The sequence below is a fragment of the Sinimarinibacterium arenosum genome, from assembly GCF_005047655.1.
Classification (GTDB): Bacteria; Pseudomonadota; Gammaproteobacteria; order Nevskiales; family Nevskiaceae; genus Solimonas.
Genome location: NZ_SUKF01000007.1, coordinates 195,603 through 215,916 on the forward strand (window position 1 = coordinate 195,603; position 20,314 = coordinate 215,916).

A 20,314-nucleotide genomic window follows, 5' to 3' on the forward strand; every position below is an offset into this window, starting at 1 on the left:
TCTGAGCTCTCTTATCGCTGCGTGCTGCGCAGCCTTCTCCGGATGACTTGCCATGCCGTTCGTGATTGAAAAAACGCTGGATATCAACGCTCCGGCTGCCGTGGTCTGGGAAGTGATCTCCGATCTGCCGCGCTACCCGCAGTGGAATCCGTTCTGCCTGGAATGCCGCTCGACCCTGGTGCCCGGTGACCCGATCGACATGAAGGTCAAGCTGATGGTCAAGCCACAGCAGCAGCGCGAGTGGATGATCAGCTGCGAACCGGGGCGGGGGTTCTCGTATCGCATGCAGCCGGTGCCGGCGGGCGCGCTGTCGAGTTTCCGCTCGCACGAGATTGAATCCACCGGTGTGGCAACGTCACGCTATCGCTCCTACTTTCATCTGAAAGGCTGGATGAAATTTGTCGTGCTCGGACTGTTTCGCAGCAAGCTGGAAGCCGGCTTCGCCAGCATGAGCGCGGCGATCAAGGACCGTGCCGAATCACTGTGGGCCCAGCGCCAGGCCAGCGCGGCGGCTTGAGCGCTGCCGATCAGGAACCCGACCGCGCCGGGATCGGCGCGGTGTATGCGCGGCGACTGCTCGAAGCGGTCGGATACCCATCGATCACCGTTGAGCTCGCAGCCGAACATCCGGCGCTGAGCGCGGCGCGCTGCGGTCTGATGGCGCTGACCGGCCCGGCCGATGGGGCGCCGCTGCCCTGTCCGGCGCCGCTGGCCGCCTGTGCCGACGGTGCACTGGCTGCCCTGGCGGCGCTGGCGCCGATGGGGGCGTTGGACGGACTGCGCGGTGCGAATCTGCTCACCGAGCGTGCGGCGATCGCGGGCCATGTCCGCGCCGGAAGCGTTTCACCCGGCGGCAGCTGTCATCTGCTGCAAACCGCCGATGGTGCGATCGCGCTGAGCCTGACCCGCGATGACGACTGGGAGTTGCTGCCCGCCTGGCTGCGGGATGGTTCCGACATTGGCGCAGGTAACTGGGGTGCACTGGCTGCGAATGTCCGTGGGCGCACCATGCAGGCGCTGGTTGAGGACGGGCGCGAGCTGGGCCTGGCGGTGTGTCCCATGGCGCCGCCGAGCTCACGCCCCGTGCCGTGGGTTCAGCGCGTGGCGGGGCGTGGCTACTCCGGCGCGGCCGCGTTGCCGCGCCGTGCGCCGCGCGTGGTCGATCTGTCGTCGCTGTGGGCTGGCCCACTATGCAGTCACCTGCTGCAACGCTGTGGCGCTGACGTCGTCAAGGTTGAAAGTCTGTCGCGGCCGGACGGCGCGCGCCGCGGGCCGCCGGCGTTCTTCGATCTGCTCAACGCCGGCAAGCGCAGCGTCGCGCTGGATTTTTCCACTGCGCAGGGTCGGCGTCAGTTGCAGGCGCTGCTGGCGCGGGCCGACATTGTCATTGAAGCCTCGCGGCCGCGGGCGCTGCGTCAGCTCGGCATCGACGCCGAAGCGATGGTGCAGGCGCATCCGGCGCTGAGCTGGATTTCGATCAATGGCTACGGCCGCGCCGAGCCGATGGCGCAGTGGATCGCCTACGGCGATGACGCGGGTGTCGCCGCGGGTTTGTCGCGGATGATGTTTGAAGTCTTTGGTCAGCGCGTCATCGTTGGCGATGCCATCGCCGATCCGCTCACGGGCCTGCATGCCGCACTGGCCGCCTGGGCCGGCTTCCGCCAGGGCGGTGCGGGATTGTTGTCGATCGCTTTGACAGACGTCGTGCGCCATTGCATCGCCGCCGACCTCGTTGCCGGGACAAGCTTGCGTGAACGCACGCAGGTCTGGCGTCAGCGCGTCGATGAAGCGCAGTCGCTGTTGCGGGCGGGTGAAGTCGCCGTCGCTGTGCCACAGGCGCGCGTCGCTGAAGGTGCGGCTGCAATGCTGGGCGCCGACACCGATGCTGTGTTGCGCGACTGGGGCGTTGCATGCTGATTCGCGCCGCCGAACTCGACTTCGGAGCGCGCATCGCCGATCTGCGCATCACCTCAGGCCGCATTACTGAACTGGCTGCGCATCTGTCACCTCAGGCGGGCGAGACGGTGATTGACGCCGGCGGCTGCACGCTGCTGCCGAGTCTGCACGATCACCACATTCATCTGTATGCCACCGCTGCCGCCGTTGCGTCGGTGCGCTGCGGCCCGCCGGAGTGCGCCGATGCCGCAGCACTGGCTGCAGCGCTGCGCCGCCGCGATGCCGAACTCGCGACGGGCGAGTGGCTGCGCGGTGTCGGTTTTCATGATGCGGTGATGGCCGAGAGCGGTCTGGTGCTGGATCGCGTCTGGCTGGATCAGGTGTTGCCGCAACGTCCGGCACGGATCCAGCATCGCAGCGGGCGTCTGTGGCTGCTGAATACCGCGGCGCTTCGGCAGCTCGATGTCGATCCGGAGACGGCGGGCGATGACCCGCTGGAGCGCGTCGACGGTCGCGCGACGGGCCGGCTTTACGATGCCGACGCTTGGCTGCGTGCGCGCTTGCCGGCGCAGCGGCCGAGCCTCGCCGCGCTGAGCCGCCAGCTGTGGGTACTGGGCGTGACCGCGCTGACCGACACCAGCCATGACAACGACGCCGAAAGCTTTCGTGCGTTCGGCGCGGCGCAGGCCAGAGGCGAGCTGCTGCAGGATGTCTGCGTGATGGGGGGCGTCGGGCTGGACAGTGTGTGCGACACCGAATGCGGCGGGCGCCAGCTGCGGCGTGGCGCGTACAAGGTTCATCTGCACGACCATGCCTTGCCGGATTTCGACGGGCTGTGTGCACAGATCCGGCAAGCCCACGCAGCAGGGCGCAACGTCGCGTTTCACTGTGTCAGCCGTGTCGATCTGACTTTCGCACTCGCGGCGCTGCAGGCTGCCGGCAGCAGGGATGGTGATCGCATCGAGCACGCCTCGGTCGCGCCGCCGGAGCTGGTCGCGCAGATCGCGGCGCTGGGCCTCACCGTGGTGACGCAGCCGTTGCTGGTGACAGAACGGGGAGACGTTTACCTGCGGGAGGTTGCAGCCGAGGACCAGCCCTGGCTGTACCGCTTGCGTGCGTGGCTGGATGCCGGTGTCCCGCTGGCGGCCAGCAGCGACGCACCGTACGGTGCGCCAGACCCGTGGGCGGCGATGGCCGCCGCAATGGCGCGGCGCACCCGTGCCGGACACGTGCTGGGGTCGGCTGAGGCGCTGAGCGCGCAGCAGGCGGTACAGGGCTGGCTTGGCCGCGCAGAGACTCCCGGGCTCCCGCGCCGTGTCGCAGTCGGTGCCCCGGCGGACCTCTGCCTGATGGCGCAGCCCTGGGCGGCATTGGCGGATTCAATCGCCGCTGGCACTGCGCGACCACAGCGGACGTTCCAGCGCGGGTTTGAAGCGCCGCTCTAGGGACGGCTCCAGTCCGCGCCTGCGGCCATCGTGGCGGGGCCAGTACAATGCTCGCCCCTATGGAGCTGGTTCGATGATCAAGAGCATGACCGGGTATGCCCGGGTGGAAACCACCGGTGAGAACGGCCGGCTGAGCTGGGAGATCCGCGCGGTCAATCACCGCTATCTCGATGCGCAGTTCAAATTGCCGGAAGAATTCCGCGTGCTGGAGCCGGATCTGCGTACTGCGATCGGCGCGCAGGTTTCGCGGGGCAAGGTCGAATGCACTTTGCGCTATCAGCGTGAGATCGCGGTGGGCGAACAGATCGCTGTTGATGCCCAACGTCTGGCGCAGCTGCGCACCGCGCTGGATTTCGTCGCCGAGCAACTGGGTGCCACCACCGCGCCGGAGCCGATGCGCGTGCTCGGATTTCCCGGCGTCGTGCGCGAGGAGCGTTCCGATCTGGCGCCGCTGATCGGTGAGGCGAAGGCGCTGTTTGCACAGGCGCTGGACGAGTTCAATCGCGCCCGCGCCAGCGAAGGCGAACGGCTGGCGCAGTTCCTGCGCGAGCGCTGCGACACTTTGCAGGTGCTGGTGGCCGACGTGCGCACGCGTTATCCGCTGGTACGCGATCAGTGGCTGGAGCGGTTGCGTCAGCGCTGTGCCGATCTGGGCGTTGAAGTTGAACCCGCACGTCTGGCACAGGAGCTGGCGCTGGCGGCACAGCGGCTCGACGTCGAAGAAGAGATGTCGCGACTCGAAAGCCACTTGCAGGAAGTCGCGCAGGCGATCAAGCGCAAGGAACCGATCGGCCGCAAGCTCGATTTCCTGATGCAGGAGCTGAATCGAGAGGCCAACACCACCTCGTCGAAGTCACAGGACGCCGACATGACGCGCTGCGCGGTCGACATGAAGGTGTTGATCGAACAGATGCGCGAGCAGGTGCAAAACATCGAGTAGCGATTCCGCGGGCTTCAGCAGAGCTCAGGAAGCTTCGCGGATATCGAACAGACACTTGTTGTCGCGGCCGAATTGGGGGCAGTTGATCGCCTCCCCGGATCAATGCGGTTGTGTGGCGCCGCCGCGGTGAATGCGGGCTGTTCCGACCGCAACGAGCTACTAGCCGGCGCGCATTGCGGCATAGACATCATGGTCCGCGGCAAGATGCCAGGACCGTGCGAGAAGTCCGGAGAAGGGACTTCATTTTCATTGCGGCCCCGCGTCTTCACGTGGGGATCAATGAGCGTGGCTCAATCGCCGCAGCCCACCGCCTTTTGCGTGCCGCCCGAATCAGGCCTACTGTAGAGTCAACAAGAGTTGGCCTAGATGCAGGAGCCAACGGGAGGAACGCAGAGTGGACGCATTGCGCAGGACACCGCCTCGAGTGACAGAGTTGCCCAACTGTCCAGGGGGCTCGCCGGATCTGATTTCATCACCCGAGGCAGCGCGGTGGCCGGTTCGCATCCTCGGCTTCGGTGTGATCCGAATGTCAGCTGAACTTAGGCAATCGCCGCGCTACGAACGTGGCGTCGCTTCCTGTCGTGACCGATAGCGTGCCAGAAGCGGGACGGCCCGAGTCGGAGCCTGAGCGCGCGACGGATGAAGTGCGCGCTCTGCGCGCCCGGTTGAAGCAGGCCGAGGCTGCGCTGGACCAGCTTGCACGTATCGTCGACCGGGATGCTGCAGGGCATGCAGTCGATGTTTCGACCGATGCTCAGGATGTCAGCGGGCTTCGTCGGCTCAAAAAAGCCTTGCAGGAGAGCGAGCGGCGTCAGGCCAGCATGTTGGGAAACGTCCAGCTGGCGGCTGTGATGCTCGACGTCGCCGGTCGCGTCACCTACTGCAACGACTATTTTCTCAAGCTTGTAGGCTGGCATCGCGACGACGTCATCGGGGTCAACTGGTTTGATCGGTTTGTGCCGCCCGAGGCCCGGGGCGAGGTGAACGGCGTGCACAATTCACTGTTGGCCGGCGAGCCCGATGCCTTGCATCACGAAAACGAGATTCTGGTGCGCGACGGCTCGCGGCGTTTGATCCGATGGGACAACGTTGTGCTGCGCGGGCTGGATGGCGCCGTGGTCGGAGAGGCCAGTCTGGGTGCGGACATCACTGAATATCGCCGCGCGTCGTTGGCGCTGGAAGCCAGCGAGCGGCGGCTGCGCAAGCTGATTGAAAATGCTTCGGATGTCATCGCAATCGTTACGGCGGACGGGACGATCAGTTTCGTCAGCCAGGCGGTGTTGGCGATCGCCGGATATGCGCCACAACAATTGGTTGGGACGCATTTCCTCGATTACAGTCACCCGGACGAGCGTGAGTTTGTTGCTGCGGATTTCGCTGAAATTCTGGGCGCACCCGGCAAGACCATCCGCAAGGAGCAACGCTTGCGGCATCAGGATGGTTCCTGGCTGACCGTGGAAGCGGTGTCGAGTAGCCAGATGGATACCGCAGGGATCCACGGCATCGTGGTCACGCTGCATGACGTGACCTGGCGCAAACAGGCCGAGCACAATTTGCGACTAGCCAATGCGGTGATCGAACGCAGTTCGACCGTGCTGTTCCGGTGGCGGGCGATCGAGGGTTGGCCGGTCGAATATGTCTCCGACAACGTACGACAGTGGGGTTATGAACCCGATGTGCTGTTGTCTGGTGACAAGCCGTTCGCAGAACTCGTTCACCCGGAAGATCTTGAGCGTATCGCGGGTGAAGTCGCTGGCCACGTGGCCAGCGGAGCGACGCAGTTTGCACAGGAATATCGCATTCTCAAAGCCTCGGGCGAGGTGATCTGGGTTGATGACCGAACTGTTGTGGAGCGTGATCCGGAGGGTGCGCCGGTCTTCTTTCAAGGCGTGGTCATGGATATCAGTGAGCGCAAGCGGGCGAACCAGCAGCTCAGCGAGTCGCATCAATTGCTCGAGGGCATCCTGAATGCGATACCGGTGCGGGTGTTCTGGAAAGATCGGGAGCTCGTCTATCTCGGGTGCAACGCCCGATTTGCCCAGGACGCGGGTTTTGCTGAACCGAAAGAGCTGGTGGGCAAGACCGATGACGACATGCCTTGGCATGACCAAGTCGAGCTGTATCGCGCCGACGATCGCGCGGTAATTGACAGCGGACAGGCCAAGCTGCTGCTTGAGGAGCCACAAACGACACCCGCAGGCGACGTCATGACGTTGCTGACCAGCAAGGTGCCGCTACGCGACGCGGCTGGGCAGGTCACTGGCGTGCTCGGCATCTATATGGATGTTACGGAGCAGAAACGGGGGCAGGAAAATCTCAAGTTGTTCCGCGCACTGGTCGATCAGGCGGAGACGGGGATCGAAGTGGTCGAGCCCGGCAGCATGCGTTTTCTGGACGTCAATCAGACGACCTGCCGCGCGCTGGGCTACAGCCGCGAGGAAATGCTGGCCAAGACGGTGTTCGAAATTGATCCCAATCTGACAGAGGCCTCCCAGCGTCAATTTGTCGCAACGATTGAGCAGACGGGAAGCCTCAAGCTCGAGACGGTCCATCTGCGCAAGGATGGCTCGTCCTACCCGGTCGAGATCAATCTGAAAAAGGTGACGCTCGACCGGGAGTACTACATCGTATCGACGCGCGATTTGACCGAGCTCAGGCTGCATGAAGCACGGCTGCAACGCGTGAATCGCGCTCTGCTGACGCTCAGTGCCGGCAACGCCGTGGTGGTGCATGCGACGAGCGAGCAAGACATCGTGCAGCGCATGTGCGAGGTCGTGGTTGAGAAGGGCGGCTATCGGATGGCCTGGGTCGGCTATGCAGAAGACGCACCCGGCAAGCCGGTACGGCCAGTCGGATGGGCCGGAGAGGGTGCCGACTATGTCGAGCGGGCTGAGATCACCTGGGCGGACGATGAGAATGGCCGGGGGCCGACCGGACGATGCATTCGATCGGGCGAACCTCAGGTGGCTCTGGATATTGCGAGCGACCCGACGATGGACCCGTGGCGAGAGCGGGCGCTCAGGCACGGGTACCGGTCCAGCCTGACATTGCCACTGACGATGCCGGATGGGAAGGTTTTCGGCGCGCTGATGATTTACGCCGCTGAAGCCGATGCGTTTGATCCCGATGAACGTGCGTTATTGATCGAAATGTGCGGCGATCTGGCATACGGCATTGCCTCGTTGCGCACGCAATCGGCTCACGAACAGGGGCTGCGGCGTCTGGCGCGGAGTCTGGATGCCACCGTGGAGTCGCTGGCGCACACGGTCGAATTGCGTGATCCCTACACGGCCGGGCATCAGCGCAGAGTTGCCGACATCGCGGTGGCAGTGGCTGCGGAACTGGGTTTGTCGGAGGATCGCATCAAGGGCCTGCGTCTGGCCGCAAGCATCCATGACATCGGCAAGATCAGCATTCCCGCCGAAATTCTGGCCAAGCCGGCCCGGCTGACCCCACTGGAATATGAACTGGTCAAGGGGCATGCCGAAGCCGGCTTCAGCCTGTTGCACAAGATTGACTTCCCCTGGCCCATCGCAGAGATTATTCGACAGCATCATGAGCGGATCGATGGCAGCGGCTATCCGCGGGGCTTGAGCGGTGACGACATCCTGCTTGAAGCGAAAATACTCGCAGTTGCGGATGTAGTGGAATCGATGGCGTCTCACCGGCCGTACCGGGCGGCGCAGGGCATTGACGAAGCGCTTGTGGAAATTGAGAAGGGACGCGGGACCTTGTTTGATGAGGCGGTCGCCGATGCCTGTTTGAAATTGTTTCGTCAGCGCGGGTTTCAAATCGACCGCGCGGACTCGGGTTCAATCTGAGTGGTGCGGCCGCGCAAAGGTGCTGTGGTCTTCAGGGTGATTCAGCGTGCGCACGCCATGCGGCGACGCCAGAGGGAACGTCTTCGCAATCGCCGTGCGTTCCGTGCAGGGCATTCCCTGGCCCGGAGCCCATGGTCGACGGTGTAGCGACACCGGTGTGTTTATATAATGGCCGCTCGCTGTCTATCTACGATCAGGCGCATCACATCGAGTAGGTCGGCGCGCCTGGTGGGAACGCACGGTCTGCGTACGCAGCCCTGTGAATGCGGACTGTACAACAGCGAACAGAGATGACACACGGCAATCTGATCATCGTTTCGGCGCCCAGCGGCGGCGGCAAGACCAGCCTGACGCGCGCGCTGCTGCCGTGTCTGGCCGAGCGCGGGATTGCCGCGACCATTTCGGTGTCCTACACCACGCGTGCACCACGCAGCGGCGAGACCGACGGCACGCACTATCACTTTGTTGACGATGCTGAATTTCTGCGCATGATCGACGCCGGCCAGCTGCTGGAGCACGCCGAGGTTTTCGGTCGCCGCTACGGGACCGGGCGTCAGCGTACCGAGGAACTTCTGGCACAGGGCCAGGACGTGATCCTGGATATCGACTGGCAGGGTGCGCGGCAGGTGCGTCAGCGACTGCCTGAGGTGCGGTCGGTGTTCATCCTGCCGCCGTCTCTGGAAGAGCTGGAGCGGAGGCTGCGTGGTCGCAGTCAGGATGACGAAGAGACCATCGCCCGGCGGATGCGCGAGGCGCGGCAGGAAATGTCGCACTACGACGAATACGACTTTGTTGTCGTCAATGATGTGTTCGAACGGGCTCTGGAGCAGCTGACGGCGGTATTCGTGGCGTCAAGACTGGCACGCGTGCCGCAACAGGCGGCGCTGGCGGGCCTGATCGACGCCCTGCTCGGGCCGGCTGGCGCATGAGTGGACAATCCACTAGAATACCGACCCATTTTCTGCCGTACCCGTGGTGAATCATGGCTCGCATTACCGTTGAAGACTGCCTCGACAAGATCCCGAATCAGTTCGATCTGACCCTGGTCGCCGCCAAGCGCGCACGCCAGCTGGCCCGTGGTGCCGAGGCGCATCTGCCCTGGGGCAACCACAAGTCAACGGTGCTGTCGCTGCGCGAGATCGCTGAAGGCCATGTCAGCCGCACGGTGCTTGAAGAGATCGACCTGCCGGCAATCCAGCAGCCGAAGATGGAACTCGAAGCGCTGGATCCGTCGTTCGACGCCTGAGACGCCGGAATCCATCAAAAAGCCCGCCGAATGGCGGGTTTTTTTGTGCCCGCCGATTTTGTTGCCGCCGGGCTGCGCCGCCGGGCAATCGTCCCCATATACTTCAGACATGGAAATGTCCGTCATTCAGCGCCTGAGCAACGCGATCCGCACCCAGCGGGTCGAGCGCGCGTTTGGCATCGACGCCTTATGCCGGGTGATCGAAAGTTATCTGCCGGATAACCAGGTCGCGGAAGTCCGGCGGGCCGCCGAGTTCGCCACCAGCGTCCATGACGGGCAGCGCCGCAAGTCCGGTGAACCCTATGTCTACCACCCGCTCGCGGTGGCGCGGACTCTGGCCGAGATGCGGCTGGATCACACGACGCTGATCGCGGCGATCCTGCACGACGTCATCGAAGACACCGGCATTTCCAAGGAATCGCTGGCGCTGGAGTTCGGCGGGGAAGTCGCCGAGCTGGTCGATGGCGTCAGCAAGATTGACAAGATCGAGGGCCGTTCGCGCATCGAGATGCAGGCGGAGAGCTTCCGCAAGCTGTTGCTGGCGATGACGCGTGATCTGCGCGTGATTCTGGTCAAGCTGGCGGATCGTCTGCACAACATGCGGACGCTCGATCACATGGCATCGGACAAGCGCCGCCGCATCGCGCGCGAGACTCTGGAGATCTACGCGCCGATCGCACAGCGCCTGGGGATCTACATCATCCGCACCGAGCTGGAGGATCTGGCCTTCGCCTATCTGTACCCGCAGCGTCACCGCGTGTTGCAGCAGGCAGTCGACGAACAGCTCGGCGATACCCGCAAGCTGATTCGCGAGGTCGAGCAGAAGCTGTCGATGACCTTGCGCGAGGAGGGCATCGGCGCCTCCGTGGTCGGACGGCAGAAGAATCTGTACAGCATCTACCAGAAGATGCGGCGCAAGAAGCTGAAGCTGCTCAAGGTGATGGACGTGCTTGGCTTCCGTGTGATCGTGTCCAAGGTCGACGACTGCTATCGCGCGCTCGGTGTGGTGCATCACGTCTACAAGCCGGTGCCGGGCGAATTCGACGACTACGTCGCCAACGCCAAGTCCAACGGATACCAGTCGCTGCACACGTCCTGCGTCGGCCCGCAGGGCCACAAGATCGAAGTGCAGATCCGCACCCGCGACATGCATCACGTCGCTGAAAGCGGTATCGCCGCGCACTGGCAGTACAAGGCCGGCTCACGCGACGGTGGAGTGGCGCCGCAGGTGCGTGCGCGTGAATGGGTGTCCAGCCTGTTCGACGATTACGGCTCGAGCAGTCCGATGGACTTCATCGAGAACGTCAAGGTCGACCTGTTCCCGGACGAGGTCTACGTATTCACGCCCAAGGGCGATATCCGCCGCTTGCCGCGTGGCGCGACGCCGGTGGACTTCGCCTACGCGGTGCACTCGGAACTGGGCGATCACTGCGTCGCCGCGCGCCTCGATGGCGCGCTGGAGCCGCTGAATTCGCTGCTTGGCAACGGCCAGACGGTCGAAATCATCACGGCCAAGCATGCGCGGCCGAATGCCGCATGGCTCAATTTCGTCAAAACCGCGAAGGCGCGCTCAGCGATCCGCACCTATCTGCGCGCACAGCGCGAGGATGAGGCGGTGCGTCTGGGTCGACGCCTGCTGGAGATCGCGCTGCGTGGACTGTCGATTCCCGCCAGCGTTCTGAAGGACGACGACGCGCTGGCGCCGGTGCTCGCAGCTTACAAATGTGCGGACATCGAAGAGTTGTACGCGGATATCGGCGTCGGCCAGCGGATGGCGACGCTGGTGGCTCGGCACTTTCTGCCGCAGAGCGATTCCGACGCGGCGCGCGAGGGCGGACAGGCCCCGGCGCTGGCGATCGAAGGCACCGAAGGCCTGGTGCTGGACTACGCACGGTGCTGTCATCCGATTCCCGGCGACGAGATCCGCGGGCATGTCAGCGTCGGCCGCGGCATTGTCGTGCACCGCATTGAGTGCCGCAGTCACACCAAGGGGCGTCCGCAGGACTGGGTGCCGCTGGCGTGGTCGGACAAAGTCCAGGGCGACTTTCTTGCCGAGATTCATATCCAGGCCATCAACAAACGCGGTCTGCTGGCCAAGGTGACCGCCGAGATTGCGGCAGCGGAGTCGTCGATCGAAAACGTGCAGATGCCCGAGCGCGGCAGCGGTGAGGCGACCGAAACCCGTTTCACCATCACCGTGAAGGACCGCGTGCATCTGGCACGGGTCATCCGGCGCCTTCGGCGCATCGACTGGGTCGAGCGCGTCTCCCGCATTTGATCCCGCTTTTTCCCTCCTACTGAAAAATTTCAAGCATGAGCCGAACGATTATCCAAACCGATCAGGCGCCAGCGGCGATTGGCACGTACTCGCAGGCAGTCAGGTGTGGCAACACTGTTTACATGTCTGGGCAGATTCCGCTGGATCCGGCAACGATGCAGATGGTCAACGACAGCTTCGAGGCCGAAGTGCATCAGGTATTCCGCAACTTGCGCGCGGTGGCTGAGGCCGCGGGCGGCTCGCTGGCCCAGATTGCCAAGCTCAATCTGTATCTGACCGATCTGTCCTTTTTTGCCACCGTCAACGAAGTCATGGCGGAGTACTTCCAGGCGCCGTATCCGGCGCGCGCCGCGGTTGGCGTCGCTGCGTTGCCCAAGGGGGCGCGGGTGGAAGCTGACGCCGTGCTGGTGCTTGACTGAGTTTCGCCGTTCGCGCTCCGGCGCAAGTCCGGCGGCGCGGCCGGCGCTGTCGCTCGATACCGAAGCGACCTTCCTGAAGGGTGCGGGCCCCGCTGTTGCGCAACGCTTGCGCGGCCTCGGTATCTTGCGCGTGCGCGATCTGCTGTTTCATCTGCCGTTGCGTTACGAGGACCGCCGCAAGCATCAGTCCGTGGCGCGATTGCGGCCGGATGAGGATGCATTGGTGCTGGGGCGGATCGTTGCGACCGACGTCAGGATTGCGCGCCGCCGCGTGTTACGCGTCGTGATCGACGATGGGACCGGTGGCCTCAGTCTGCGCTTCTTCCATTTCAATGAAGCGCAGCGCAAGAACCTGATCGAAGGGCACTGGATGCAGGTCTTCGGCACGGTGCGTGCGGGGACCGCCGGGCCGGAGATGGTGCACCCGCAGTATCGCGTCGCGGACAGCGCCGAGGCTCTGCAGCCTGAACGCGATCTGACGCCGATCTATCCGTTGACCACCGGCATCACCCAGCAGCGCATGCGCGGACTGATCGAGCAGGCGCTGCGGCTGGCCGCGACCGACGCCGAACTGGCGCAAGCGCTGCCGGGTCTGGATGGACCGCCGACACCTGATGCATTGAAAGTGATTCACCGTCCGCACAGCGATGAAGATGCGCGCCAGCTGCTGGAGCAGCGGCATCCTGCACAGCGCCGATTGGTGCGTGAGGAGTTGCTGGCGCATCAGCTGGGCATGCGCCTGTTGCGCAGTCGACTGAAGTCGCATCCTGCGCATCGGCTGCTTGCAGCGGGCGATGCGGTGGCCGAACTGCAGTCGGTGCTGACGTTCAGCTGCACCGGGGCGCAGCAGCGCGTGCTGGCTGAAACGGCCGCAGATCTGCAGCGCGAGCACCCGATGCTGCGGTTGGTGCAGGGCGACGTCGGCAGTGGCAAGACCGTGATCGCTGCGGCCGCGCTGCTGGCCGCCTACCGTAGCGGTTTGCAGGCGGCGCTGGTGGCGCCGACCGAGCTGCTGGCGGAGCAGCATCTGCGCAACCTGAGCCAGTGGTTCGGCGCTTTGGGCATCACGCCGCTGTTCCTCGCCAACCGCATGAAGAAGGCCGAGCGTGCGGCGGTACTGGCGCAGCTGGCGGCGGATCAGCCGGCAATCGTGATCGGGACCCACGCAGTGTTCCAGGAGCAGGTGACGTTCTCGCGTCTGGCACTGGCGGTGGTCGACGAACAGCATCGCTTCGGCGTGCAGCAGCGCATCGCGCTGCGTGACAAGGGCGGTACACGCGCGCCGCACCAGCTGATCATGTCGGCGACGCCGATTCCGCGGACGCTGGCGCAGACGGTTTACGCCGATCTGGATGTTTCGGTGATCGACGAATTGCCGCCGGGGCGCACGCCGGTGGTGACGGTGGTGTTGTCGAATGAGCGCCGCGATGAGGTGTTGCGTCGTATCGGCGAAGCCTGCGCCGCCGGGCGCCAGGTTTACTGGGTCTGCACGCTGATCGAGGAGTCCGAGGAGCTGGATGCGGAAGCGGCCGAAGCGACCGCGGCGCGCTTGCGCAACGAACTGCCGACGTTACATGTCGGTCTGGTGCATGGCCGCATGAAGTCGGCGGACAAGGACGCGCAAATGCGTGCGTTCAAGGACGGTATCTCGCAGTTGCTGGTGGCGACCACGGTCATCGAGGTCGGCGTCGATGTGCCGAACGCCAGCATCATGGTGATCGAAAATGCGGAGCGGCTGGGCCTGGCACAGCTGCATCAGTTGCGCGGCCGCGTTGGTCGTGGCGCGCAGGCCAGCCAGTGTGTGCTGCTGTACCAGCCGCCGATGGGGGACATCGCGCGTGCGCGGTTGGAAACCATGCGCTCGACCACGGACGGCTTCGCGATCGCACAGCGCGATCTGGAGCTGCGGGGTCCGGGGGAACTGCTGGGCCGGCGCCAGACCGGTGACATCGGCATGAAGCTGGCCGATCCGATGCGCGACGCCGCACTGATTCCACCGCTGCAAAGCCTGGCGGATCGTTGGCTGATCGAGCATCCGGCATTGGCACGCGCGCTGATCGCGCGTTGGGTCGGCGATCCGGAACGTTATGCGCAGGTTTGAGCGTCTGATGTCATCGGAACGCGCCTCACTGGCGCTATGCTTGCGCGTATGAACGCATCCGTTGAACCGATGCCACTGCGGGCAAAGCTGGCCGACTATTTCCGCTTGATGCGGCTCGACCGTCCGGTCGGGATTTATCTGCTGCTGTGGCCGACCCTGTGGGCGCTGTGGTTCGCGGCCGACGGCATGCCGTCGCTGCATGTGCTGCTGGTGTTCGTTGCCGGCACCGTGCTGATGCGCTCGGCCGGCTGCGCGATCAACGATTTCGCCGATCGCGGATTTGATCCGCATGTCGAGCGCACGCGCCATCGGCCGGTGGCGTCCGGCCGTGTCACTCCGGAAGAGGCGGTCCGCCTGTTTGTCGCCGTGTCGTTGATCGCATTCGGCTTGCTGACCTCGCTGAAGAACACCCTGGCGATTGCATTGGCGGTGCCGGCCGCGTTACTGGCCGCGGGCTATCCGTTTGCCAAGCGTCACATCAGCATGCCGCAGGCGGTGCTCGGCATTGCTTTTTCCTGGGGCATCCCGATGGCCTATGCCGCGGTTCAGCACACGGTTGACTGGCGTCAGGCGGGACTGCTGATGGCTGCCAACGCCTGCTGGGTGATCGCCTATGACACCTACTATGCGATGGTCGATCGGCCGGACGATCTGAAGATCGGTGTGAAATCTTCCGCGATCCTGTTCGGTCGCTATGACCGCCTGGCCATCATCGGGCTGCAGGCGCTGGCGTTGCTGTTGCTTGCGCTGGTCGGCATTGAGGCCGGCTGTGGTCTGGCCTACGACGCCGGCTTGCTGGTTGCGGCGGCACTTGCCCTGTGGCACTTCCGCATGACGCGGGATCTCAGTGCTGCGGCGTGTTTCCGTGCGTTCGTGCAGAACCACTGGTTTGGTGTCGCGATCCTTGCCGGACTGGTGCTCGACCGCTTTCTGGCCGCCTGAGTGGCGCCTCAACCGTTGGCCGCCAGACGCATGAGTTGGCCACAGACCCAGGCGCCGTAGGTTCCCAGCGCGTATCCGAGGACCGCGAGCAGCACGCCGACTGGCGCCAGCGATGGATGGAAGGCGCTGGCCACCACCGGCGCACTGGCTGCGCCGCCGATATTGGCCTGACTGCCGATTGCCAGATAGAACACCGGCGCCTTGAGCCAACGGGCAACCAGCAGCAACAAGCCGGCGTGAATCGCAATCCAGGTCAGACCGACACCGAACAGTGCGGGCTGGGTGAACATCGAACGCAGATTCATGTGCATGCCGATCGACGCGACCAGGATGTAAAGCATCGCGCTGCCGATCCTGGACGCTCCTGCCCCCTCGAGATGCCGGGCGCGCGTGAATGACAGCGCCAGTCCGAAGCTGGTCGCGAGCACCACGATCCAGAAGAAGCTGCTGGACAGGCTCAGGCGTTCGGCCCAGGCGCCCTGTGCGGAAAAATACTCGGATAGCGGCGTTGCCAGCGCGTGTGCCAGGCCGGTGCTGCCGAAAGCGATGGCGAGCATGAACATCAGGTCCGGCAGACGCGGGATGCGGGCGTGCTCGGCCTCAAAGTGTTCCATGCGTTTGCGCAGCGCCAGCAAGGCGGTGGTGTCGGCGCCGCGGCGTGCGTCGATGACGTCGGCGCGCCCTGCCAGATAGAGCAAGACCGCCATCCAGATGTTGGCGACGATGACGTCGACTGCGACCATGGTGCCGAACAGGTCGTTGCCGACGTCGAACACTTCCTTCATCGCCGCCTGATTGGCCCCGCCGCCGATCCAGCTGCCGGCAATCGCCGTCATGCCGCGCCAGATTTCACCGTCGACCGCAGCCGGGTTGAGCTGCTGCCAGATCAGCAGGGCGATCGGTCCGCCGATGATCACGCCAATGGTTCCGGTCAGGAACAGGATCAGCGCCTTGGGGCCCAGCCGCAGGATCGAGCGCAGATCGATCGACAAGGTCAGCAGCACCAGCGTGGCTGGCAGCAGATAACGCGAGGCGACGAAATACAGCTTGGACTGTTCGCCATCGATCAGTCCGACGGTGTTGCACAGTGCCGGCAGGAAGTAACACAGCAACAGCGCCGGAACGACGCCATAGAAACGCTTCCAGAATGGATGTGCGCTGGATGCGGTGTAGAACACCAGCCCGAGCAAGGCGCTCAGCAGGCCGAGGACGACAGCGTCATTGGTGATCAGGGCAGAGTCGCTCACGGGCCGGGATTCGATCGGTGCGGCCGGCAAGCCTTGCCGATCACAGTGCGGCCGGCAAGCGGGGCATTCCTCAGGCGGTTTCGGCGTGAATCAGTCAGGGCGTGCGCGCCGCAGCCCAGACCTCGATCTGCGCCGCGCCGGCCCGCCGGCAACTGCGCGCCAGTTCGGCCAGCGTTGCGCCCGTGGTCATGACGTCGTCGATCAGGGCTACGTGCAGGCCGGTGAGCGGCCGCCGTAGCGTGAAGGCGCCGCGCATGTTGCGGCGGCGGGCTGCCGCGGTCTGGCCGATCTGGTCTTCGGTTGCCCGTTGGCGCGTCGCCGCGTCAGACAGTACGGGCAGTTGCAGCAGTTTCGAGATCGCGCGCGCCAGCTCCAGCGCCTGGTTATAGCCGCGGCGGCGTAGGCGTCCGGGGTGCAGCGGCACGGGCAGCAGCACCTGTGGCAGCGGCGCCAGGTGCTGCCGCTGCTGTGCCATCAAGGTGCCCAGCAGTTGCGCCTGGGTGAAGTCCGCGTGGTACTTCAGCGCATGAATGCTGTGCTGGATCGGCGCTTCCAGCCGAAACGCGGCCCAGGCGTGATCGTACGGTGGAGCGCGCCGTGCGCAGTCCGGGCACACCCCGGGCTGGGCCAGCGGCTGCGCGCAACCGGTACAGGCGCAATCATTCCACGGCAATGCGCAGATGCAGGCGGCGCAGAGCCCGAGTTGCCCCGCCGGCGCCTCGCAGGCCTGGCAGTGGCGTGGCAGTACGGTATCGGCGGTGCGCTGCAGCGCACGGATTGGCCCGGAAAGGTCAACCATGTGAGGGTCCCTATGGTTGACAAGTCTGCGCAGGCTGGCGAAAACTCGCGCCAGCTTGCTGCGGTGCGAAAACTGATTCAGTGCCCGGCAGTTGATTTAAATCAGCAATATTTCGCGCATTAGCGCATCTTTTATCACAGTGCAGCACAGGTGCTGCATCGACTTGGGAAGCACACCGATGTCTGTCAGCGAGCTGCGTCACGACTGGACCCCCGAAGACGTCAAGGCCTTGTTTGAGTTGCCGTTTGCCGATCTGCTCTGGCGCGCGCAGGCGCTGCACCGCAAGTACTTTGAGCCGAATACCGTGCAGCTGTCCACCCTGCTGTCGATCAAGACCGGCGCCTGTCCGGAAGATTGCGCCTATTGCCCGCAGTCGGTGCGCTACGACACCGGACTGAAGAAAGAAGCGCTGATGGAGGTCGAAGCGGTGGTGGCAGCGGCACGCGAGGCCAAGGCCGGCGGCGCCACGCGCTTCTGCATGGGCGCGGCCTGGCGCTCGCCCAAGGATCGTGACATCGACAAGGTCGAGGTCATGGTGCGCGAGGTCAAAGCGCTGGGTCTGGAGACCTGCATGACCCTGGGCATGCTCAAGTCCGATCAGGCGAGCCGGCTGGCGGATGCCGGCCTCGATTACTACAACCACAACCTCGATACCTCGCCGGAGTTCTACGGCAAGATAATCACCACGCGCACCTATGAAGACCGGCTGGAGACGCTGGGCAATGTACGCGAGGCCGGAATCAAGGTCTGCTGCGGCGGCATTGTCGGCATGGGCGAGCAACCGCAGGACCGCGCCGAACTGCTGCGACAGCTGGCGATCATGAATCCGCATCCTGAAAGTGTGCCGATCAACAATCTGGTCCAGGTCGGCGGCACGCCGCTGGACGGCGTCGCGGCGCTGTCGCCGATCGAGTTTGTTCGCACGATTGCGATTGCGCGCATCCTGATGCCGAAGTCCTATGTGCGTCTCTCCGCCGGTCGCACCGAGATGAGCGACGAGACCCAGGCGCTGTGTTTCCTTGCCGGGGCCAATTCGATTTTCTATGGCGAGCGGCTGCTGACCACCGACAACCCGCAGAATGCCCGCGATCGCGCCTTGCTGGCACAGCTGGGAATGCGTCCGGAAGCGTCACCCGTACCGTCTGAGGCGGAAGTCACCTGTGCTCAGCGGGCCGCCGCGGCGACGGCGCCGGTTGCGGCGGGCTGCGGCTGCAGCCACTGAACGGGGCGGCGATGACCGGTTCTGCACTCGAACACCGGCTGCAGGCCGGGCTGGAACAGGTGCGTGCGCAGAATCTGTATCGCACGCGCCGGGTCATTGACGGCGGCCACGGCGCGCGCATCCGTGTCGATGGGCGCGAGTGCATCAATTTCTGCAGCAACGACTATCTGGGGCTGGCGGCGGATCCGCGCATTGCCGAGGCTGCTCGGGCGGCCCTGAGTCATTGCGGCACCGGCAGCGGTGCTGCCGCGCTGGTGTCGGGGTACAACCACGAACACCGCGCATTGGAAGAGGCACTGGCTGAGTTTACCGGCCGGCCGCGTGCGCTGTTGTTCTCGACCGGGTGGGCGGCAAATCTCGGGGTGCTGCGCGCCTTGCTGGGCAAGGATGATGTGTTGCTTGCCGACGAGCTGAATCACGCTTCGCTGATCGACGGCGGGCGTCTGTCCGGCGCGCATTACCGGCGAATTCCGCATGCCGACGTTGCAGCATTTGCTGCAGCCCTGGCGGAGGGGGCGGGCGACACGTCGCCGTTGCGGATGATCGCGACCGACAGTGTGTTCAGCATGGATGGCGATCTGGCGCCGTTGCCGCAGCTGGCGAATCTGGTCCAGCAGCACGGCGCTGCGCTGATGATCGACGACGCGCATGGCTTCGGGGTGCTCGGTCCCCGCGGCCGTGGCGCGGTCGAGCTGCTGACAGCGCAGGGTGCGGTGTTTCCAGATCCGGAGATCTATGTCGCAACCCTGGGCAAGGCGATTGGATGCGGGGGGGCTTTCGTTGCCGGCTCGGAAGCCCTGATCGAGTATCTGATTCAGCGCGCACGCAGCTGGATTTTTTCGACCGCGCCGCCACCCGCGTTGGCAGCAGCGGCGCGGCGTGGCTTGCAGATCATCGATCAGGAGCCCGAGCATCGACGGCGGGCTCTGGCGAATCTTCAGCGCTTCCGCGCGGGTGCGGCCCAGCTTGGGATTCCGCTGGCGGCATCGCAGACGCCGATTCAGCCACTGATCGTCGGGGACGCAGCGCGTGCGCTGGAGATGTCGCAGCGTCTATTCGAGCAGGGATTATGGGTGGCGGCGATCCGACCGCCCACAGTGCCGCGGGGGACTTCACGGCTGCGCATCACGTTGTCAGCTGCGCACCGGGACGAAGACATCGACCGTCTGCTGGATGCGTTGGCGCGTGTGACGGACTCGGCCTCAGTGCCTGCTGACCTGGCGGCGAGCACGGTCTGACCATGGCACAGACGCTATTTGTAACCGGCACGGATACGGGTGTCGGCAAGACCCGCGTTGCGGTTGCCGTGCTCACGGCATTGCGTCAGCGAGGCCTGCGCGCTTGCGGATACAAGCCGGTTGCCTCGGGCTGCATCCGTACGCCGGACGGACTGCGCAATGACGATGCGCTGGCGCTGCAGGCCGCGTCGACACCCGGACTCCGCTATGCGCAGATCAATCCGCTGGCGCTGGAGCCAGCCATTGCGCCGCATCTGGCGGCACGACAGGCGGGTATCGAAATCAGGCTGGATCAGCTGGATCGCGCACATGCCGAGCTTGAGGCGGATCACGACTGGATCGTGGTCGAGGGTGCCGGCGGATGGTCGGTTCCACTGAACGATACGCAGACGATTGGCGATTGGGTCGCCTGCCGGCAGTGGCCGGTGTTGCTGGTGGTGGGTATGCGACTCGGCTGCATCAACCACGCGTTGCTGAGTGCGGACGCGATAGAAGCGCGCACGGCGCTGGCAGCTTGGGTGGCCAATACCTTGCCGCCCGCGATGCCGATGCTGGAAGACAACATCGAATCGCTGCGTGCCCGACTGCCTGCGCCGCTGTGGGGTGTCGTGCCCGAAGGGGCCGAGGCCGAAAGTGCCGCGGCGGCGCTGAGTTCGATGACTCTACCCGGCAGGGTATAGCGGTCGGGGTGACTTGGCGCGGCCTCGGGATGACCGCGAA

16 protein-coding genes are annotated in these 20,314 nt (G+C 64.7%); 14 read left to right on the forward strand and 2 right to left on the reverse strand.

Translation table 11 applies throughout. The annotated features are described in order from the left end of the window. Positions 1–52: 52 nt before the first annotated feature. From E4T66_RS15195 to ubiA, 11 genes are all read left to right on the forward strand, one after another. Positions 53–517, forward strand: coding sequence for an SRPBCC domain-containing protein (locus E4T66_RS15195; protein WP_136849908.1), 465 nt, complete (start codon positions 53–55; stop codon positions 515–517). Further along, entirely contained in the window at positions 514–1,917 is a 1,404-nt protein-coding gene (locus E4T66_RS15200; RefSeq protein ID WP_136849909.1) for a CoA transferase, read from the forward strand. Before E4T66_RS15195 ends, E4T66_RS15200 begins: the two co-directional genes overlap by 4 nt. Next, the gene (locus tag E4T66_RS15205; RefSeq protein ID WP_136849910.1) at positions 1,911–3,341 is read left to right on the forward strand and encodes an amidohydrolase family protein; all 1,431 of its coding nucleotides are present in this window, start codon (positions 1,911–1,913) and stop codon (positions 3,339–3,341) included. Before E4T66_RS15200 ends, E4T66_RS15205 begins: the two co-directional genes overlap by 7 nt. A gap of 73 nt (positions 3,342–3,414) precedes the next feature. Next, on the forward strand, positions 3,415–4,281 hold the full coding sequence (locus E4T66_RS15210) for a YicC/YloC family endoribonuclease (protein ID WP_136849911.1): 867 nt from the start codon (positions 3,415–3,417) through the stop codon (positions 4,279–4,281). A 581-nt stretch (positions 4,282–4,862) separates the two neighbouring features. After that, positions 4,863–8,102, forward strand: coding sequence for a PAS domain S-box protein (locus E4T66_RS15215; protein ID WP_136849912.1), 3,240 nt, complete (start codon positions 4,863–4,865; stop codon positions 8,100–8,102). A gap of 290 nt (positions 8,103–8,392) precedes the next feature. Beyond that, positions 8,393–9,031 (forward strand): guanylate kinase, encoded by a 639-nt coding sequence (gene gmk, locus E4T66_RS15220; RefSeq protein WP_136849913.1) that lies wholly within the window; start codon positions 8,393–8,395, stop codon positions 9,029–9,031. A 53-nt stretch (positions 9,032–9,084) separates the two neighbouring features. Next, the gene (gene rpoZ, locus E4T66_RS15225; protein WP_136849914.1) at positions 9,085–9,348 is read left to right on the forward strand and encodes a DNA-directed RNA polymerase subunit omega; all 264 of its coding nucleotides are present in this window, start codon (positions 9,085–9,087) and stop codon (positions 9,346–9,348) included. A 109-nt stretch (positions 9,349–9,457) separates the two neighbouring features. Continuing rightward, a complete protein-coding gene (locus E4T66_RS15230) occupies positions 9,458–11,626 on the forward strand; it encodes a RelA/SpoT family protein (protein ID WP_136849915.1) in 2,169 nt (722 codons plus the stop codon). Positions 11,627–11,661: 35 nt separating this feature from the next. Next, positions 11,662–12,045 (forward strand): RidA family protein, encoded by a 384-nt coding sequence (locus E4T66_RS15235; protein ID WP_136849916.1) that lies wholly within the window; start codon positions 11,662–11,664, stop codon positions 12,043–12,045. Beyond that, on the forward strand, positions 12,038–14,146 hold the full coding sequence (gene recG, locus E4T66_RS15240) for an ATP-dependent DNA helicase RecG (RefSeq protein WP_136849917.1): 2,109 nt from the start codon (positions 12,038–12,040) through the stop codon (positions 14,144–14,146). Before E4T66_RS15235 ends, recG begins: the two co-directional genes overlap by 8 nt. A 48-nt stretch (positions 14,147–14,194) precedes the next feature. Further along, positions 14,195–15,088 carry a 4-hydroxybenzoate octaprenyltransferase gene (ubiA, locus tag E4T66_RS15245; protein WP_248679729.1) on the forward strand — a complete coding sequence of 298 codons (894 nt, stop codon included), beginning with the start codon at positions 14,195–14,197 and terminating at the stop codon, positions 15,086–15,088. A gap of 8 nt (positions 15,089–15,096) precedes the next feature. On the opposite strand, the gene E4T66_RS15250 is transcribed toward ubiA, so the two are convergent. After that, a complete protein-coding gene (locus E4T66_RS15250; protein ID WP_136849918.1) occupies positions 15,097–16,335 on the reverse strand; it encodes a DUF819 family protein in 1,239 nt (412 codons plus the stop codon). Between the two features lie 94 nt (positions 16,336–16,429). Then, positions 16,430–17,134, reverse strand: coding sequence for a ComF family protein (locus tag E4T66_RS15255; RefSeq protein ID WP_136849919.1), 705 nt, complete (start codon positions 17,132–17,134; stop codon positions 16,430–16,432). 178 nt (positions 17,135–17,312) lie between these two features. Between E4T66_RS15255 and bioB the strand changes: the two genes are divergently transcribed. Genes bioB through bioD form a run of 3 tightly spaced genes read left to right on the forward strand, consistent with a single transcriptional unit; the run spans position 17,313 to position 20,274 of the window. After that, positions 17,313–18,356, forward strand: a complete 1,044-nt coding sequence (bioB, locus tag E4T66_RS15260; RefSeq protein WP_136849920.1) for a biotin synthase BioB — start codon at positions 17,313–17,315, stop codon at positions 18,354–18,356. Positions 18,357–18,367: 11 nt separating this feature from the next. Further along, on the forward strand, positions 18,368–19,594 hold the full coding sequence (gene bioF / locus E4T66_RS15265) for an 8-amino-7-oxononanoate synthase (protein WP_136849921.1): 1,227 nt from the start codon (positions 18,368–18,370) through the stop codon (positions 19,592–19,594). A 2-nt stretch (positions 19,595–19,596) separates the two neighbouring features. Continuing rightward, complete coding sequence (gene bioD, locus E4T66_RS15270) at positions 19,597–20,274, forward strand: dethiobiotin synthase (protein WP_136849922.1); 678 nt, start codon at positions 19,597–19,599, stop codon at positions 20,272–20,274. Positions 20,275–20,314 lie beyond the last annotated feature (40 nt).

Coding starts and splice junctions, on each gene's coding strand:
- bioF (WP_136849921.1), top strand. CDS start 18,368: ATGACCGGTTCTGCACTCGAACACCGGCTGCAGGCCGGGCTGGAACAG.
- bioB (WP_136849920.1), top strand. CDS start 17,313: ATGTCTGTCAGCGAGCTGCGTCACGACTGGACCCCCGAAGACGTCAAG.
- E4T66_RS15205 (WP_136849910.1), top strand. CDS start 1,911: ATGCTGATTCGCGCCGCCGAACTCGACTTCGGAGCGCGCATCGCCGAT.
- bioD (WP_136849922.1), top strand. CDS start 19,597: ATGGCACAGACGCTATTTGTAACCGGCACGGATACGGGTGTCGGCAAG.
- E4T66_RS15230 (WP_136849915.1), top strand. CDS start 9,458: ATGGAAATGTCCGTCATTCAGCGCCTGAGCAACGCGATCCGCACCCAG.
- ubiA (WP_248679729.1), top strand. CDS start 14,195: ATGAACGCATCCGTTGAACCGATGCCACTGCGGGCAAAGCTGGCCGAC.
- E4T66_RS15195 (WP_136849908.1), top strand. CDS start 53: ATGCCGTTCGTGATTGAAAAAACGCTGGATATCAACGCTCCGGCTGCC.
- gmk (WP_136849913.1), top strand. CDS start 8,393: ATGACACACGGCAATCTGATCATCGTTTCGGCGCCCAGCGGCGGCGGC.
- E4T66_RS15210 (WP_136849911.1), top strand. CDS start 3,415: ATGATCAAGAGCATGACCGGGTATGCCCGGGTGGAAACCACCGGTGAG.
- E4T66_RS15235 (WP_136849916.1), top strand. CDS start 11,662: ATGAGCCGAACGATTATCCAAACCGATCAGGCGCCAGCGGCGATTGGC.
- E4T66_RS15255 (WP_136849919.1), bottom strand. CDS start 17,134: ATGGTTGACCTTTCCGGGCCAATCCGTGCGCTGCAGCGCACCGCCGAT.
- rpoZ (WP_136849914.1), top strand. CDS start 9,085: ATGGCTCGCATTACCGTTGAAGACTGCCTCGACAAGATCCCGAATCAG.